The sequence below is a fragment of the Paenibacillus forsythiae T98 genome, from assembly GCF_000520735.1.
GTDB lineage: Bacteria > Bacillota > Bacilli > Paenibacillales > Paenibacillaceae > Paenibacillus_AQ > Paenibacillus_AQ forsythiae.
The window spans coordinates 1-15,647 of sequence record NZ_ASSC01000300.1 but is presented as its reverse complement, the minus strand read 5'-3'; the positions used below and the strand labels follow the sequence as shown (position 1 = coordinate 15,647).

The window sequence follows — 15,647 nt, the reverse complement described above, 5'->3', positions numbered from 1 at the left end:
ATGCGGCGGTACATGGAGACGGCGGCGCGGCTGGAAGCCGATCCGGGCAATGCCGGGCTGGAGCAAGAGCTGGTCCTCCAGGGTCAGGACATTGACGCGGCAGGACTCTGGCACCTGGAGAGCGAAGCGAAAAGCGTGCTGTCGAAGCTCGGAATCCAGCAGTTCGACGCGCGCATGGGTGCGCTTTCCGGCGGCCAGCGCAAACGGGTCGCGCTGGCGGCGGCCCTGATTACCCCTTCGGAACTGCTCATTCTGGACGAGCCCACTAACCATATCGACACGTCCTCGGTCGCCTGGCTAGAGCAGTATCTGCAGAAGCGGCGCGGCGCGCTGCTGATGGTGACGCATGACCGCTACTTTCTGGAGCGGGTCGCGGGCGTTATGCTGGAGCTGGATCAGGGGCGGCTGTTCCGTTATGAAGCGAACTATTCCCGCTTCCTGGAGCTTAAGGCCGAGCGTGAAGAGCGGGAGGCCGCTTCCGAGCAGAAGCGGCAGAATCTGCTGCGCAGCGAGCTGGCCTGGATCAGACGCGGCGCCAAGGCGCGGTCGACGAAGCAGAAGGCGAGAATCGAGCGCTTCGAGAAGCTGAAAGAGCAGCAAGGCGTATCCTCCGGCAGCCAGCTGGAGATTTCCGCCGCTTCCACAAGGCTCGGGCGCAAGATTCTTGAGATAGAGAATCTTGCGATGTCGCGGGGCGGCCGGAAGCTCATTCAGGATTTGAGCTATATCGCCGTCCCGCAGGACCGCGTCGGCATCGTCGGGCCGAACGGCAGCGGCAAATCGACGCTGCTCAATCTGATTGCCGGCAAGCTTCAGCCAGACAGCGGCGTAGTGGTGCTCGGACCGACGGTGAAGCTGGGCTATTTCACCCAGGAGCATCAGGATATGGACGATTCGCTGCGGGTGATTGAGTACATCAAGGAAGAGGCCGAGGTTGTCCGGACGGCGGACGGCTCTGCTATTACGGCGGCCCAGATGCTGGAGCGCTTCCTGTTCCCGCCCGCGATGCAGTGGACGCCGATCTCGAAGCTGTCCGGCGGGGAGAAGAGAAGACTGTATCTTCTGCGCGTGCTGATGAGCGCTCCCAATGTGCTGCTGCTCGACGAACCGACCAATGATCTGGATATCGGCACACTTGCAATATTGGAGGACTATCTGGATGAGTTTCCGGGCGTCGTCTTCACCGTCTCGCATGACCGGTTCTTTCTGGACCGGACAATCGACAAGATTATTGCGTTTGAGGACGGGACAATCCGCGTTCATGTCGGCGATTACAGCGAGTATGAGGAGTGGCTGGCGAAGAACGCGCCGGTCCGCGGCTCGGCAGGCGGCGGGAAGGATGAGACGGCGGCCAAGCGCGGCGCAGGCGGCGAGTCTCCGCAAGGCGAAGCGGCTCCGGCTCCGGCCCGGGAGAAATTGAAATTTTCTTATAAGGAACAACGGGAATATGAAGAGATCGACAGCCTCGTTGAGCAGGCCGAGCAGAGGGTAAGCTCCATTGCGGCTCAGATGGAGGCGGCCTTTGCCGATTCCGCGAAGCTCCAGCAATTGGTGGAGGAGCAGCGCTTGGCCGAGGCGGAGCTGGAGCGGCTGCTGGAACGCTGGACTTATTTGAACGAGCTGGCGGAAAAGATCGCGAACAAATCGTAGCCGTTCCCTTTCATGAACAAAGCTTGTCTGCCGGGTTGGCCGATGAACGGAGGCCCGGCGCTCTTTGGGGATTAGGCAATACATATCGGACATCAGGTGAATACGAACAATCGGAGAAGCTGCTGCGTTGGCAATAGGCGGGTATTGGCAGTGGCGGATGGAAGATAATAAAATCAAAAATGGGGTGAATGCATTGACAAAGTATGATTTTGACCGTGTTCAGGACCGTAGCAATACGCATTCCTACAAATGGGACCAGGTGGAAAAGCTGTTCGGGAACAAGGAGATTTTGCCGCTGTGGGTGGCGGATATGGACTTTGAAAGTCCTCCGGCCGTGAAGGAGGCGCTCGTTCGCCGCGCGGAGCAGGGCATTTACGGATACTGCATCCTCAGCGATTCGTATATAGATTCGATCACCGGATGGTTCCGCCGCCGCCACGATTGGGAGCTTTCCAAGGAATGGATCGTTCAATCGCCCGGTATCGTCACTACGCTAAGCCTGGCGGTTGAGCTGTTCAGCGAACCGGGGGCCGAGGTTATTTTGCAATCGCCGGTATATTATCCTTTCTATGATGTCATCAAAATGAACGGCCGCAAAGTGGCCGACAATCCGCTCGTGCTCCGCAACGGGCGCTATGAAATGGATTATGAGCAATTGGAAGGGCTGATGAAGGGCGGCGCCAAGCTGCTGCTGCTGTGCAGCCCGCATAATCCCGGCGGACGGGTATGGGAGCGCGAGGAGCTGCTGCGCCTCGGAGAGTTGTGCCTGCAATACGGAGTTACCGTGGTTTCCGATGAAATTCACTGCGATCTGGCGCTTCCCGGACACAAGCACATTCCGTTCGCCTCGCTGTCCAAGGAGCTGTCGGATATTACGCTCATGGCGCTGGCTCCGACCAAGACCTTTAATTTGCCGGGGATTCATTCTTCTTTCGTCGTGGCGTCGAATCCCGCAATGAAGCGCAAATTCGAGACGCGGATCAAGGCGCTCAGTCTGCATATGGCCAGCTTTTTCGCCCAGGATGCGGTTGAAGCGGCCTATAACGAAGGGGATGAGTGGGTAGACGAGCTGATCGCCTACATCAACGGCAATATGGATTATGCGACGCGCTATCTGGCCGAGCATCTGCCGCAAGTCAAGGTCATGAAGCCCGAGGCTACCTACCTGCTGTGGGTCGATTGCCGGGCGCTTGGTCTGAACGGAGCCGGGCTGAAAAAGCTGATGTATCAAGAGGCCGGCGTCGCTTTTAATGAAGGTTCAGTGTACGGAAGCGAAGGCGAGGGGTTTCTGCGGATCAATGTGGCCTGCCCGAGATCGATTTTGCAGACAGCCTTGGAGCGTTTCAGCGCCGCCGCCGCGAAGATTGCTGTGAAGTAAATTCTTCTTGGGCAGCGTGTCTGTGCTGTGAAAAATACAAGGGAGGCCAAAGAGGCCTCCCTTATTCATGCATCCGGCTGCTCCGGCTGTATTTCAGGCCGGGCAGCCTTGTTTCGATTCGCTCCGACATAAGCGGCCAGCAGCTTGGCCGTATTGAATACGGCCTGCTTATGTGTGCGCTCCATCGAATGGGAGGCGTGGACGCCCGGGCCGATCAACGCAGCCCGGATATTGGCGCCGCCGTGAAGCGCTGCGGACGCGTCGGAGCCGTAATGCGGATAAATGTCGACCGCATGCGGGATACCCAGACCTTGAGCCAGCTCAATCAGCCGTCCGGTCATCATATAATCATAAGGTCCGGTGGAATCTTTGGCGCAGATCGACACGTCGGTCTCCTTGCAGCTTAAGTCATCGCCCAGGACACCCATATCGACGGCGATCAGCTCGCTGATTTCACCGGGAATCCAGGCAGCGCCGTGTCCGACCTCTTCATAGTTGGAGATCAGCAGAGACAGATTGTGCAGCGGTTTCCAGCCCTCGCGCTTGATGCTTTCCAGCAGGCCCAAGAGAGCGGCCACGCTTGCCTTGTCGTCCAGGTGGCGGGACTTGATATAGCCGCTTGGCGTGAACACGGGGCGGGCGTCGAACGAGATGAAATCGCCGGGCACGATGCCAAGCTTCAGCACATCGTCCTTGCCGGACACCAGTTCGTCGATACGGACCTCCATATTTTCTTCGATCCGCTTGATATCCCGGGCATCCGCGGGATAGGCATGGGCGGAAGGACGGGTCGACAGGATCGTCCCGGTGTAGGTCTTGCCGCTGCGTGTATGAATGACGCAGTATTCATTCTCGATGCTGTACATGGTGAAGCCGCCGACGGAGGTCAGGCGCAGCGTGCCGTCCGGACGGATGGAGCGGACCATCGCCCCCAGTGTATCGACATGGGCGCTCAGCCCAATGGTTCGGGAAGGGTCGAGGCCTTCCACACGTAAGATTAGCCCGCCTTTTTCATTCCAGGACAGGCTTGCGCCCAGAGCGGCGGCCTCCTCGGCGACAAGCTTCAGTACGGCATAGGTGAAGCCGCTTGGACTTGGCGTGTCGAGCAGTTTCTTGAGAACGGCCAGAATGTATTCTTCATTGGGCTGGATCGCAAGGATTGGCAAATGATATCCTCCTGTCTTTTTCATTCATGATCGGTCTCCCAGGGGGTTAATTAAATGTTGTCGTTCCGCCGGGAATGGCGCTCTCCGCCAGCGCGTCCGCCGTATTCGCCGCTTCCAGTTCGGCGATTTTTTCATTCGCCTTCGTGAGCTCGGCAGTAAGGGATTTAATCTTTCTTTGCTGCTTGTATTGGCGGAATATCCCGTACGAGCCCACGATGACGCCGCCGATGAGCGCGCAGCTGAGAATGACCAGGATCAGCGGGAGCGACACAATGCTGAAGCCGAAATTCACCTGAACCGGATCGACGTTGATGACAGCGAAAAGGGCGATCAGCAGCGCAAATATCAGGCCAAAAATTAAAGACCATTGCATTTTCATAACAAACTTCCTCCTTGGGGAAATGACGAATCCGCGGTTTAAGCGGCCGCTTTACATTATAAAGTCCCTTACCCGGAAAGGGCAAGGGACGATATGGACTTGCAGCCGAAATCGGTGCATGGCACACAATTTACTTAGTCAATTGCTCCATTTGTTCGATCACGTCTTCAAAGACGCTCATCGCTTCGCGGATCGGCTGAGGCGACGACATGTCGACGCCCGCTTTTTTCAGAATATTGATGGAGTAGTCGCTGCCGCCGCTCTTCAGGAAACCGAGATAACGGTCAACCGCCGGTTTGCCTTCCTCCAGAATCTGCTTGGAGAAGCTGGTCGCCGCCGAGAAGCCTGTCGCATATTTGTAGACATAGAAGCTGTTATAGAAATGTGGAATCCGCGCCCATTCCATCTCGATGTCCTTATCCACAACCATGTCCTCGCCATAATATTTAAGGTTCAGATCATAGTAAATGGATGAGAGATCCTGCGGTGTCAGGGAATCGCCTTTTTCGGCGCGCTCGTGAACGATCTTCTCGAATTCGGCGAACATCGTTTGACGGAACACCGTGGTGCGGAACTGGTCCGCATAGTAGGTGAGCAGATACATTTTTTCCTTCTTGTCCGTCGATTTTTCCAGCAAATAATGCATCAGGAGCGCTTCATTGGTTGTCGAAGCCACCTCCGCAAGGAAGATGGTGTATTGGGCGTCACGGTATTTCAGCGCATTATCCGAATAGTACGAGTGAAGGGCGTGGCCCATTTCATGCGCCAGCGTGAACATGCTGTTCAGGTTGTCGTTGTGGTTGAGCAGGACATACGGATGAGTGCCGTAGGCCCCCCAGCTGTAAGCTCCGGTGCGTTTGTTCTCGTTCTCGTACACATCGATCCAGCCGTTGTCGTAGCCCTCCTGGAGTGTCTTCAAGTAATCCACGCCCAGCGGCTTGAGGCCTTCCTTCGTGATTCTTTTGGCTTCGGCAAAAGGAATATCCATCTTGTATTCGTCCACCAGCGGCGCGAACAGATCATACATATGAAGCTCATCGACGCCCAGCAGCTTCTGGCGCAGCTTCATGTAACGGTGCATCAGCGGCAGGCTCTCGTGGATCGTGTCGATGAGGTTCGTGTAGACCTCTTTGGAAATGTTGTCTCCGAACAGGGACATCTCCAGAACGGAAGGATACTTCCGCACCCGCGAATAAAATACATTCTTGTTCACGTTGGCGCTCAACGTCGCGGCGATCGTGTTCTTCTGCTTGGCATAGGTGTCGTACACCGCCTTGAATGCGTTCTGGCGAACCTCGCGGTTCGGGCTCTCAAGGAACTTTATGTAGCTTCCGTGGGTCAGCTCGACCTCTTTGCCGGTTTCATCCTTGATTTTCGGGAATTTGAGATCGGCGTTGTTCAGCATGCCAAAAATATTTTGCGGAGCCTGGGACAGCGTGCCGACCTGCGCGAGCAGCGCTTCCTCCGCTTTAGAGAGAACATGCGCTTTCTGACGCTTCATTTCGGTCAGCGTAAATGTATATTCCGACAGCGCCGGATCGGCGATGAGCTCGTCAAGCTTCTCGACGGGCAGCGCCAGAATTTCCGGAGTCACATAGGAGAGCGCCTCTCCTGAATCTACGCCAAGCTTCTTCGCTTTCTGCGACAGAGCCTGATAGACCGGATTGGCGGTATCTTCATCCTGCCGCATATGGGCGTATACATAAAGACGTTCCGTCTTAAGCGACAGTTCATCGTCCAGCTCGAAGCATTCTTTCAGCGCGGAAGCGGTATTTAGCTTGCCCTGGAATTTGGAGGCTTCCTCAATCAGCTTCTTGGCTTCGTCATAAGTTTTGTCCCATTCCTGCTGGGAAGCAAACATATCTTCCAGCTTCCAGCGGTTCTCGGCGGGCACTTCGTTTCTCTTCAATAATTGTTCCATGGGAATCCTCCTTAATAAATGGGATGAGACCAGCACGGGCTGCCGGTTGGCCGCGGCGGAGGAGAAGTCCCCTTGCAGCAGACCGAGCACAAGCAGCGCTGAAAGAGATCGGGCGGCAAAGGTCATGACGGGGGCCTCCTTATTAATGTAAGGTCCGCCCTAGTATTCCCCGTCAAATGGCGATTATGAATCTTATTTATGAATCTATTCCTGCGCCGTATGCCATTTGCCCGCTTAACGTTTATGTCAGCAAGTCGAAAATGACGAAGACAAAAGCCAGCGCAATCATTACTACCGTAATTAACGCGAGGCCCCTTTTCAATCGGGGATCAAGACGGTCCTTGCTCATAATTACCACAGCGCCCAGGCATAAAACGGTGACGACGTATATGGCGAGACTTTCATTGTTCATGCTTACACCTGCTTAAACGCCGCCATGATGCGATTATACTCTTCTTCATTATCTCTGTAGGATTCCTTGTTGAACCGGTTATTCACCCACTGCATCAACGCGGGACGGCTCAGGAAGGTGTGCGTTTCTTCGCCCCACTGGTCGGATATCTCCCGGAGTATAATATAGCGGCCCTGGACCTCCACAGTCATCATGTTCCATTTATCCGTCTTGTATATTTCGTGTTTTTTGATCATAGTTGTCCCACCCTGGCGATATTTGGCTTTTGATAAATGATACCGCACCGGAGAAGGGAAAAGCAAATAATTCCGGGTCGATGAAAAGATGGATTGCTTTGCCTGCAAGATTGAAGTATAATGTAGTTATTCGCCATATATGGCGGTATTTTTAGGAGGTTGTTCACTTGAAAGGTACAGTAAAATGGTTTAACGCAGAAAAAGGCTACGGTTTCATCCAAGTTGACGGCGGCGAAGACGTATTCGTTCATTTTTCCGCAATCCAAGGAGAAGGCTTCAAAACTTTGGAAGAAGGTCAATCCGTTGAATTCGAAATCACTGAAGGCAACCGTGGGCCGCAAGCAGCTAACGTAACCAAACTGTAAGACAAGGCGGAAGGGAGCAGCCCTTCGCTCTGAATATACTTGATATGGTAAGCTTTTATTAAGGCGCAACCCAACCAAGGTATAACTCAAGACACAGTTCTCTTTAATGGGAGCTGTGTTTTTATTTTTTTCGCTGATCGGGTTAGCTAACGGATAGGACGTCTTTCCTTTAATAATCAGGGCTCTGCCGCTCTCTTGAAGGAGGAGGGCAGGCCCTTTTTGGCGATACAAGAGCCTTACTCTACAATGGTCAGAATCTCATCGATCTCTTTGCGGGCAATCATCTTGGGCTGAACAGCGGGATGTCCAAGCGCAACCGCCATATTGATCCGCCGGTCTTCGGAGATATTCAAATATTCTCTTAGATTCTGCTCGGCCAGCAGCACGGGGCCTGTCATCGGGCAGGTGGCGAGTCCTTTGGCGTGGGCGGCGAGCATCAGATTCTGGATGGACAGGCTGCTGCTCTTGATCCCTTCTTCGGCCCAGATCTCCGGACTGCCGAATTCAAGCGGGTCGAAAATACGTTCCCGGAACTTCGAAGTGTAAGGGGTCGCCAGGCAAATAATCATCGCTGGAGCGCTGCCGAAAGCGGTCGCGTATGGACCAAACGACTTCACCATCAGCTTGGCTTCCCGAGCCAATCCGCGTTGTTCCGCCGCTGCGGCGATTTCTTTCAACCGTTCCCAAGTAAACGCTTCGATTACTTTGATTTTGTCGCGGTTCATCACGGCGATAAACTCCCAGGTCTGCGAATTCGTATCGCTGGGAGCAAAACGGGCGCAGTCTACAATATCCCTTACGTCTTCCGGAAGCACATCCTTTTCGCTGAAATCCCGGATACTGCGGCGGGACTGTGCCAACTGCTTGAATTCGTCAAAAATCATTGCTATTGCCCCTTCCAATATTGTTACCAGGTACTAATATCTGCTCCTGAATCTATTATAGCGTAACTTCTTTCAGGTGAGAAGGGTTGAGATAAAGCAGGGTATTATGTGGAGGATAGAAAGGAAAGAATAAATAGGACTGAAGCAGGGTTTGCCCAATGGGCAAAAGAAGCGCAGCCGTTGCGCCTGATCGCCGCCAGGATGGCGGGTTCTCTCGAAAGCTGGCTTTGCATTGCTCGTATGAAGGTTTTGAGGGATTTCAAAAGTGATATTGTTGTTTGTACAAACGTTTGGATCATATTATAATAATGATGATTTGGATAAGGAGACAACAATGTGGAGGCACCGTCATTGAGTGAATTTGAGCAAGGCCGTTCCCTGAGTCCGCGTGGCCCGATCGCTTTGATGAGCAGATTCTACAAGTACGTGCTGCCCGAGGTAAGGAACTGTCTCCATCTCTGGCGCAAGGATGCGGAAGGGATTCCCGATCCCGAGCTTCGAAAGCAAGCGCTCGCAAGCCTCGAAACGAAGCAGTTTCATTGCGAAGGCGGAGGTGTTTACGCCGCCGGCAATTTACCGATGAGGCACATTCTCATCCCGCTGATAGTCGCTTATCAGACGATAAGCGATTACTTGGACAACCTGTGCGACCGGAGCACTTCTCTGGACCCGGAGGACTTCAGGCTGCTGCACCAATCGATGCTGGATGCGATTACACCAGGTGCCGAACCGGTTAATTATTATGCGCTCCGCAGTGAACAGAATGACGGAGGATATTTGCATCGGCTGGTCCTTACTTGTCAGAACATGATTTCAAGGCTTCCCGGATATATGTCGGCGGCTTCCGAAATTCATGATCTGGCTGAATTGTATACGGACCTTCAGGTATACAAGCATATTCGTCCCGAACTGAGAGAAGCTGCGCTTAAGGAATGGTGGGAGGAGAACCGAAGCAGGGCGCCGCAATTATATTGGAATGAATTTGCGGCCGCAACTGGATCGACATTAGGTGTCTTTATGCTTTTTCTGGCTTCCTGCGATTCAAGGCTGACCAAGCCGGACGTTTCCTTAATCCGGTCCGGGTATTTCCCGCATTTATGCTGCCTGCATATTATGCTGGACTACCTGATTGACCAGGAAGAAGACCGGACCGGCGGCGATCTCAATTTCTGTAATTACTATGACAATACGGATATTATGCTGAACCGGATCGCTTCAATCGTGGAATGGGCACGAAAAGATGTTCGGAACATACCTGAGACTCCCCTGCACCGGATGGTCATCGAGGGGCTGCTGGCATTGTATTTATCCGATCCGAAAGTCAGCGAACAGCGGGAGGTTCGCTCAGTGTCGAGACGGCTGATGAAGAGAAGTCCGCTTACCAGACTGTTCTTCTTGGTCAACAGCCGGTGGATACGCAAGCATTTGTATTAGCATTCTAAGGAGGAAACCATTGGTATGGCAGAGTTGAAGAAAATTGCAGTATTGACAAGCGGTGGAGATTCGCAAGGGATGAACGCCGCCGTTCGCGCCGTTGTGCGCAGCGCTATTTATCATGGCATTGATGTGTTCGGTATTCAACGCGGATATCAAGGGCTGTTGAACCAGGATATCTTTCCGATGACGATTCGCAGCGTCGGCGACATTATTCAGCGTGGCGGCACTATTCTTCAATCGGCCCGCTGTCTGGAATTCTTGAAGCCGGCCGGACAGCAAAAAGGCGCCGACATCCTTCGCGAGTACGGTATCGACGGACTGGTCGTAATCGGAGGCGACGGCTCTTACAACGGGGCGAATAAATTGAGCAAGCTCGGCATCAAGACGATGGGTCTTCCGGGAACGATTGACAACGACATCTCCTTCACCGACTATACCATCGGTTTCGATACCGCTGTCAGCGTTGTCGTGGATGCCATTAACAAGCTGCGCGATACGATGTCTTCCCATGAGCGTTCTTCTGTCGTCGAAGTTATGGGACGGCACTGCGGCGACATCGCCCTGCATGCGGGACTGGCTTCCGGTGCGGAAACCATCCTTGTGCCGGAAATGCCTTTTGATCTGGACGAAGTGGCAGACCGGATGAAAGACAACTTTGCCAGAGGCAAGCGCCACAGTATCATTATCGTAGCGGAAGGCGTAGGCAAAGGCGAAGATATCGCACAGGCGCTCAAAGACCGGCACGCTTCGATCGACGCGCGTGTAACCGTATTGGGACATATCCAGCGTGGGGGCAGCCCAACACCGGCCGACCGTAATCTGGCGAGCCGCCTGGGTGATTTTGCCGTGCGCAAACTGATCGAGGGTGAATCCGGCAAAGCCTGCGGCATCATTAATGGCGAGCTTACCCTTACCGATATCGATCTTGTCGTCAATTCGAAGAAAGAATTTGATCTGGAGACATATAACCTGGCTTTGCGTCTATCACAGTAAGAGATCCGATTATTTTATAAGTACAAGCCCTGCGCAAATCGGCGCAGGGCTTTTTTGATGCTTTGAACTATACAGCAGTCCATGTATTGACAACAATTAAGCATTGACTAAATACCCCCACCCGTATATCATATACCCCATAGGGTATATAGGGAGGTTGTATATGGGGAGAACGATAGTAATTGTTGGAGGAGTAGCTGGCGGCGCTTCGGCCGCTGCACGGCTTCGCAGATGGAATGAAGAGGACCGGATTATCATGTTCGAACGCGGGGAGCACGTATCTTTTGCCAACTGCGGTCTGCCGTATTATATCGGCGGCTCCATTGAGTCAAGGGACAAATTATTCGTCCAAACGTCGCAAGGAATCAGAGAACGGTTCAATATTGATGTCCGGCCTCTTACGGAAGTGACGGAGATCAACCGGAGCGCGAAGATCATCGGCTATCGCAGTACATTAACCGGAGAATTGGGAATCCAGGCATATGATGTTCTAGTGCTTTCTCCCGGAGCGAAGCCGATCATGCCGGACATACCGGGAATCGGCAAAGCCGGAAATTTGTTCACGCTGCGAAATATACACGACACGGACCGGATCAAGACCTGCGTTGATGAAAACCAGCCTAAGCACGCAACGGTCATTGGAGCTGGCTTCATCGGTCTGGAAATGGCGGAAAATCTACGGGAGAGGGGCCTGAGTGTAACTGTAATCGACCGGGGAGAACAGCTTCTTCATCCGTTCGATTCGGAAATGTCGGTGCTCATTCAACGGCATATGGAGCTGAACAACGTCGAGGTGCTGCTGCAAACGGAAGTTGAAGCGATCGAGATGGAGGGCAGGGTGATACGTCTTTCATCAGGCCGGGTATTGGAAACCGATCTGATTATTCTTGCTATCGGTGTAACGCCGGAGAACGAGCTCGCCAGGAATAGCGGTCTTGCATTGGGGATCAGGGGGGCGATCCGCGTCAATGAACAGCTTCAAACGAGTGATCCCGCGATCTACGCCGTCGGTGATGCCATCGAAGTCAAGGACCGTGTACAAGGTTATGAAACGCTTGCTCCGCTTGCTTGGGGAGCGAATCGCCAGGGGCGGCTTGCGGCCGATCACATCAACGGGCAGAACATTGACTACAAAGGTTCTTTGGGAACGGCCATTATCAAAGTCTTCAGTCTGACTGCCAGCGTTACAGGCAACAACGAGAAGACGCTTAAGAGGCTCGGTATTCCGTATCAAGCCATTCATATCCATCCCGGGTCCCATGCAGGCTATTATCCGGGGGCTTCGCCGATTGCGTTGAAACTGCTGTTCGACAAGGATACCGGAACCATTTTCGGTGCCCAGGCTATCGGGGCAGAAGGGGTAGACAAAAGAATTGATGTTATCGCCACTGCCATACGCGGGGGAATGAAGGCGCATGAGCTGGCTGATATTGAACTCGCCTATGCGCCGCCGTATTCCTCGGCCAAAGATCCGGTGAATATGGCCGGATATGTAGCCTCCAATATATCGGAGGGTCTGGTTGAGATTATGCAGTGGCATGAAGTGGACGATTTTGTGCAAAAGGGCGGAACCTTGATTGATGTTAGAGATGAAGCCGAGCGGATGGCCGGGTTTATTCCAGGCTCTATTCCTATACCGCTGGCTGCGCTTCGGGACCGTCTTGGCGAACTCCCTTCAAACAGCGAGATCGCGGTCAGCTGCCAGGTGGGTCTCCGCGGGTATATTGCGGCAAGGATGCTTGTTCAGCACGGATTCAAAGTGAGGAACGTGGACGGGGGTTACAAGACATACGCATCCATGGCAGCGGGGATTGGCGGATCTGCTGCTCCGCATGACGGTTCCATTGAGCCGGCTGGCCATGCCTCGTCTGCTGCAATCGCGATTCATGGAGAAAGAGCGGAAGCGCCGGTGGGCGCTGAACAGACCATACAAGTGGACGCTTGCGGATTGCAGTGCCCCGGCCCTATACTCAAAGTGTATGAAACAGTGCAAGGCCTGACGGAAGGGCAGCGGCTGGAGATAACAGCGACGGATTTCGGATTCGCGCCGGATATCGAGCAGTGGTGCCGGAGCATGGGCCATACGCTTGAGTCTGTAAATATAGAAAGCGGCAAGGTCAAAGCCCTGATTTGCAAAGGGGAGAGCAGTCAAAGAGCCCTAACAGGTGAACAGGCCACAAAGCCAACTGCGGATGGAACGACGATGGTGGTCTTCAGCGGGGACTTGGATAAGGCGATCGCATCGTTTATCATAGCTTCCGGCGCGGCTGCGATGGGAAAGAAAGTTACGATGTTCTTTACATTTTGGGGTCTGAATCTATTGCGCAGGCCGAAAGCCCCCCGGTTGAACAAGAGCGGGATGGATAAGATGTTCGGTCTGATGCTGCCCAAGGGAACGAAGGGTCTGCCGCTGTCGAAAATGAACATGGGCGGGTTAGGAGCCAGAATGATAAGAAGCGTCATGCGGCGGAAAAACGTTGATTCCTTGGAAAAGCTGATTGAGAATGCTGCCAAGTCGGGCGTCCGGATGATCGCTTGCACAATGAGCATGGACATTATGGGCATCCGGCGGGAGGAACTGATTGACGGAGTCGATTTTGCCGGGGTGGCTAGCTACATCGGCGCTGCCGGCGATTCAGGACAGAATCTTTTTATCTGAAGCCGGATATCGAAGAGAGGAATGAATATGGAATACGATAACGCGATTAAAAACAGGCTGAAACGGATTGAAGGGCAGGTCCGCGGCGTTCTCGCTATGTTAGAAGAAGGAAAAGATTGTCGGGATATCGTTACCCAATTAACCGCAATCCGAACTGCCGTTGACCGGACGGTCGGGTCGGTGATTGGATCGAATCTGGAGCACTGTATACAAGAAGAATTAGCCAAGGGTCATTCGCCGGATAAGGTGATTAAGGAGGCCGTAGAACTTCTTGTCAAGAGCCGTTAATTGAAAAATATGCCTGTTTAGAAAAAGGGCCGCTTCTTCGGTAGATTGATCTGTAGAAGAAGCGGCCTGTTTTTATGCTAAAAGTGCTGCAATTTCTCAGCCGCTGATCACTTTAGCTATCTGCTTGCGTACCTGCATATTGGGCCGCAAATCGGCGCTGGACCTTGACCAGCCGCTTGAGCAGGAGCGCCGCTCCGATGGCCAAACCTGTGATCAACCCGATCCAGTAGCCGTATGCGTTCAGATCGGTATGCTCGGCAAGGACATAGCCGATGGGAAGCCCGATAATCCAGTAGGCGACGAAGCAGATAATAAAGGCCGGGTTCACGTCCTTGTATCCGCGCAGAGCACCCTGGGTAGGGGTGGCAAGAGCGTCGGAGATTTGGAAGAAGATTGCATAGATGAGAAAATGCCCAATCCGCTCGATCACCTCAGGGTCGGTTGAATACAAGCCCGCCACATGCTTGCCGGCAAAGAGCAGCACAAGCGCGGTGGCCAGCGACATGGCGGCGGCCGAGCAAATGCCGAGCAGGCTGTACTGGCGGGCATCCTTCAATCTTCCCGAGCCCGCCTCGAAGCCGACGAGAATGGTAAGGCTCATGCAAATGCTGAGCGGAATCATGTACAGCATGGAGGCAAAGTTGATCGCCGCCTGATGGGCCGCAATCGTCGCCGTATCGAACCGGCTCATCAGCAGGGTAACCGTGGAGAAGACGGCCGTTTCAAAGAAGATGGAGAAGCCGATCGGCACGCCGATCAACAGCTGCTCCTTCATCGCCCCCGCCGAGGGCACCTGCAATTTGCGGAGAATCCGCAGATTCCGGAAAGGCTCTGCCCGGTATATAAACAGAAGCGCTACTCCAAAAATCACCCAATAAGTGATGGCGGAAGCCACACCGGCCCCGGCGCCGCCCAAGCGGGGAAAGCCGAGATGGCCAAAGATCAGCAGGTAATTCAGACCGACGTTCACAGGGAGCGCGATCAGCGTGATGAACATGGACACCCGGGTTTGACCGGTTGCGTCCATACAGCTGCGCAGCACGGTGTACCCGAACAGCGGAATGACGCCGAAGGAGATGGCTTTCAGAAAGCGGAAGGCGATGCTCCGTACAGCAGGTTCAAGATTCATAAAATCGAGAACCGGCCCCAGGGCGAGCGCTCCAAGCACCAGCACAAAGACGGATACGACAAGCGACAGCCAGATGCCCTGCATGGCCTTGTAAGCCACTTCGCTGTCGCGTCTTTTTCCTAGTAACTGCGAGACGATTGGGGTAAGGCCGATTAATATGCCGTTCAGTCCGGTTTGGACAGGAATCCAGAGGCTGGTGCCGATCGCGACTCCGGCGAGATCAGCGGTCCCAAATCTGCCGGACATGTTCGTATCGAAAAAAGCGATCGAGGACAAAGCGATTTGAGTGATGAGGATGGGGAACAGAATCTGGAGAAATTGGATTGTCTTTTGACTGAAGGATGTTGTCGGTTTCATGAAAATATACCTCATTATCTATAAGTTTGCGGTTCCAGCAAAGAACCCGGCACCTAAGCCGGGTCCCTGGTCCAATTATAAGATTGGAATAAACTGGATGATTGAATCATTGCGGTATTCGTTATTTTTCGTAGTCGACGCCGGGTGTGTAGCGGTTGCTCGCATTCCACAGCAGGAATTCGTCAATGTTCTGCTCCTTCATCGCGCGAATCTGGTCTTCCACCTGCTGCTTGCCATATTTAATGTAGTGTCCGCCGCCGAGCCAACTGGCCGTGAAGTCCTGAATCCAGGGCCGGATAATCGGCTTGTAGCTGCCCAGCGGATTCAATTTCTTGTGGGTATCCGCCATAGAGCCTTTAATGGTCGCGTAGGGATTCTTATCCGGGTCCTTGA

17 protein-coding genes are annotated in these 15,647 nt (G+C 53.6%); 9 read left to right on the top strand and 8 right to left on the bottom strand.

From position 1 onward, the window contains the following. The 3 genes from L692_RS0109835 to L692_RS0109830 all read left to right on the top strand — a co-directional run. On the top strand, window positions 1–1,650 hold a 1,650-nt coding region (locus L692_RS0109835; RefSeq protein ID WP_025699432.1), incomplete at its 5' end, for an ABC-F family ATP-binding cassette domain-containing protein. Further along, the gene (locus L692_RS33900) at window positions 1,548–1,787 is read left to right on the top strand and encodes a tetratricopeptide repeat protein (RefSeq protein WP_156940371.1); all 240 of its coding nucleotides are present in this window, start codon (window positions 1,548–1,550) and stop codon (window positions 1,785–1,787) included. The genes L692_RS0109835 and L692_RS33900, both read left to right, overlap by 103 nt. 56 nt (window positions 1,788–1,843) lie before the next feature. Continuing rightward, window positions 1,844–3,028 carry a MalY/PatB family protein gene (locus L692_RS0109830; RefSeq protein ID WP_025699431.1) on the top strand — a complete coding sequence of 395 codons (1,185 nt, stop codon included), beginning with the start codon at window positions 1,844–1,846 and terminating at the stop codon, window positions 3,026–3,028. A 65-nt stretch (window positions 3,029–3,093) separates the two neighbouring features. On the opposite strand, the gene L692_RS0109825 is transcribed toward L692_RS0109830, so the two are convergent. The 5 genes from L692_RS0109825 to L692_RS0109805 all read right to left on the bottom strand — a co-directional run bounded on the left by L692_RS0109825 (window position 3,094) and on the right by L692_RS0109805 (window position 7,142). Next, window positions 3,094–4,218, bottom strand: a complete 1,125-nt coding sequence (locus tag L692_RS0109825) for a M42 family metallopeptidase (protein ID WP_051503470.1) — start codon at window positions 4,216–4,218, stop codon at window positions 3,094–3,096. A gap of 22 nt (window positions 4,219–4,240) precedes the next feature. Further along, window positions 4,241–4,573 carry a LapA family protein gene (locus tag L692_RS0109820; protein ID WP_025699428.1) on the bottom strand — a complete coding sequence of 111 codons (333 nt, stop codon included), beginning with the start codon at window positions 4,571–4,573 and terminating at the stop codon, window positions 4,241–4,243. Window positions 4,574–4,703: 130 nt separating this feature from the next. After that, complete coding sequence (gene pepF / locus L692_RS0109815) at window positions 4,704–6,494, bottom strand: oligoendopeptidase F (RefSeq protein WP_025699427.1); 1,791 nt, start codon at window positions 6,492–6,494, stop codon at window positions 4,704–4,706. 241 nt (window positions 6,495–6,735) lie between these two features. Then, entirely contained in the window at window positions 6,736–6,906 is a 171-nt protein-coding gene (locus L692_RS32605) for a hypothetical protein (RefSeq protein WP_036723025.1), read from the bottom strand. A 2-nt stretch (window positions 6,907–6,908) separates the two neighbouring features. Then, a complete protein-coding gene (locus L692_RS0109805) occupies window positions 6,909–7,142 on the bottom strand; it encodes a hypothetical protein (RefSeq protein ID WP_025699425.1) in 234 nt (77 codons plus the stop codon). 167 nt (window positions 7,143–7,309) lie between these two features. Here L692_RS0109805 and L692_RS0109800 point away from each other — a divergent pair, with 167 nt between their 5' ends. After that, window positions 7,310–7,507 (top strand): cold shock domain-containing protein, encoded by a 198-nt coding sequence (locus tag L692_RS0109800; RefSeq protein ID WP_025699423.1) that lies wholly within the window; start codon window positions 7,310–7,312, stop codon window positions 7,505–7,507. Window positions 7,508–7,743: 236 nt separating this feature from the next. On the opposite strand, the gene L692_RS0109795 is transcribed toward L692_RS0109800, so the two are convergent. Next, window positions 7,744–8,391: a nitroreductase family protein gene (locus tag L692_RS0109795; RefSeq protein ID WP_025699420.1), complete on the bottom strand. Its 648-nt coding sequence runs from the start codon at window positions 8,389–8,391 to the stop codon at window positions 7,744–7,746. Window positions 8,392–8,499: 108 nt separating this feature from the next. Here L692_RS0109795 and L692_RS0109790 point away from each other — a divergent pair, with 108 nt between their 5' ends. The 5 genes from L692_RS0109790 (at window position 8,500) to L692_RS0109770 (ending at window position 13,768) form a co-directional block, all read left to right on the top strand. Then, window positions 8,500–8,697: a hypothetical protein gene (locus L692_RS0109790; RefSeq protein ID WP_025699419.1), complete on the top strand. Its 198-nt coding sequence runs from the start codon at window positions 8,500–8,502 to the stop codon at window positions 8,695–8,697. A 45-nt stretch (window positions 8,698–8,742) separates the two neighbouring features. Then, window positions 8,743–9,825, top strand: a complete 1,083-nt coding sequence (locus L692_RS0109785; RefSeq protein WP_025699417.1) for a tetraprenyl-beta-curcumene synthase family protein — start codon at window positions 8,743–8,745, stop codon at window positions 9,823–9,825. 24 nt (window positions 9,826–9,849) lie between these two features. Then, complete coding sequence (gene pfkA / locus L692_RS0109780) at window positions 9,850–10,821, top strand: 6-phosphofructokinase (protein ID WP_025699415.1); 972 nt, start codon at window positions 9,850–9,852, stop codon at window positions 10,819–10,821. A 163-nt stretch (window positions 10,822–10,984) separates the two neighbouring features. Continuing rightward, entirely contained in the window at window positions 10,985–13,480 is a 2,496-nt protein-coding gene (locus L692_RS0109775; RefSeq protein ID WP_025699413.1) for a DsrE/DsrF/DrsH-like family protein, read from the top strand. Between the two features lie 27 nt (window positions 13,481–13,507). After that, the gene (locus L692_RS0109770; protein WP_025699411.1) at window positions 13,508–13,768 is read left to right on the top strand and encodes a metal-sensitive transcriptional regulator; all 261 of its coding nucleotides are present in this window, start codon (window positions 13,508–13,510) and stop codon (window positions 13,766–13,768) included. A 112-nt stretch (window positions 13,769–13,880) separates the two neighbouring features. Here L692_RS0109770 and L692_RS0109765 read toward each other — a convergent pair whose 3' ends face one another. After that, the gene (locus L692_RS0109765) at window positions 13,881–15,254 is read right to left on the bottom strand and encodes an MATE family efflux transporter (RefSeq protein WP_025699409.1); all 1,374 of its coding nucleotides are present in this window, start codon (window positions 15,252–15,254) and stop codon (window positions 13,881–13,883) included. Between the two features lie 121 nt (window positions 15,255–15,375). After that, on the bottom strand, window positions 15,376–15,647 hold a 272-nt coding region (locus L692_RS28295; RefSeq protein ID WP_036723023.1), incomplete at its 5' end, for a putative glycoside hydrolase.

Coding starts and splice junctions, on each gene's coding strand:
- L692_RS0109765 (WP_025699409.1), bottom strand. CDS start 15,254: ATGAAACCGACAACATCCTTCAGTCAAAAGACAATCCAATTTCTCCAG.
- L692_RS0109805 (WP_025699425.1), bottom strand. CDS start 7,142: ATGATCAAAAAACACGAAATATACAAGACGGATAAATGGAACATGATG.
- L692_RS0109820 (WP_025699428.1), bottom strand. CDS start 4,573: ATGAAAATGCAATGGTCTTTAATTTTTGGCCTGATATTTGCGCTGCTG.
- L692_RS0109770 (WP_025699411.1), top strand. CDS start 13,508: ATGGAATACGATAACGCGATTAAAAACAGGCTGAAACGGATTGAAGGG.
- L692_RS0109825 (WP_051503470.1), bottom strand. CDS start 4,218: ATGAAAAAGACAGGAGGATATCATTTGCCAATCCTTGCGATCCAGCCC.
- L692_RS0109775 (WP_025699413.1), top strand. CDS start 10,985: ATGGGGAGAACGATAGTAATTGTTGGAGGAGTAGCTGGCGGCGCTTCG.
- pepF (WP_025699427.1), bottom strand. CDS start 6,494: ATGGAACAATTATTGAAGAGAAACGAAGTGCCCGCCGAGAACCGCTGG.
- pfkA (WP_025699415.1), top strand. CDS start 9,850: ATGGCAGAGTTGAAGAAAATTGCAGTATTGACAAGCGGTGGAGATTCG.
- L692_RS32605 (WP_036723025.1), bottom strand. CDS start 6,906: ATGAACAATGAAAGTCTCGCCATATACGTCGTCACCGTTTTATGCCTG.
- L692_RS0109795 (WP_025699420.1), bottom strand. CDS start 8,391: ATGATTTTTGACGAATTCAAGCAGTTGGCACAGTCCCGCCGCAGTATC.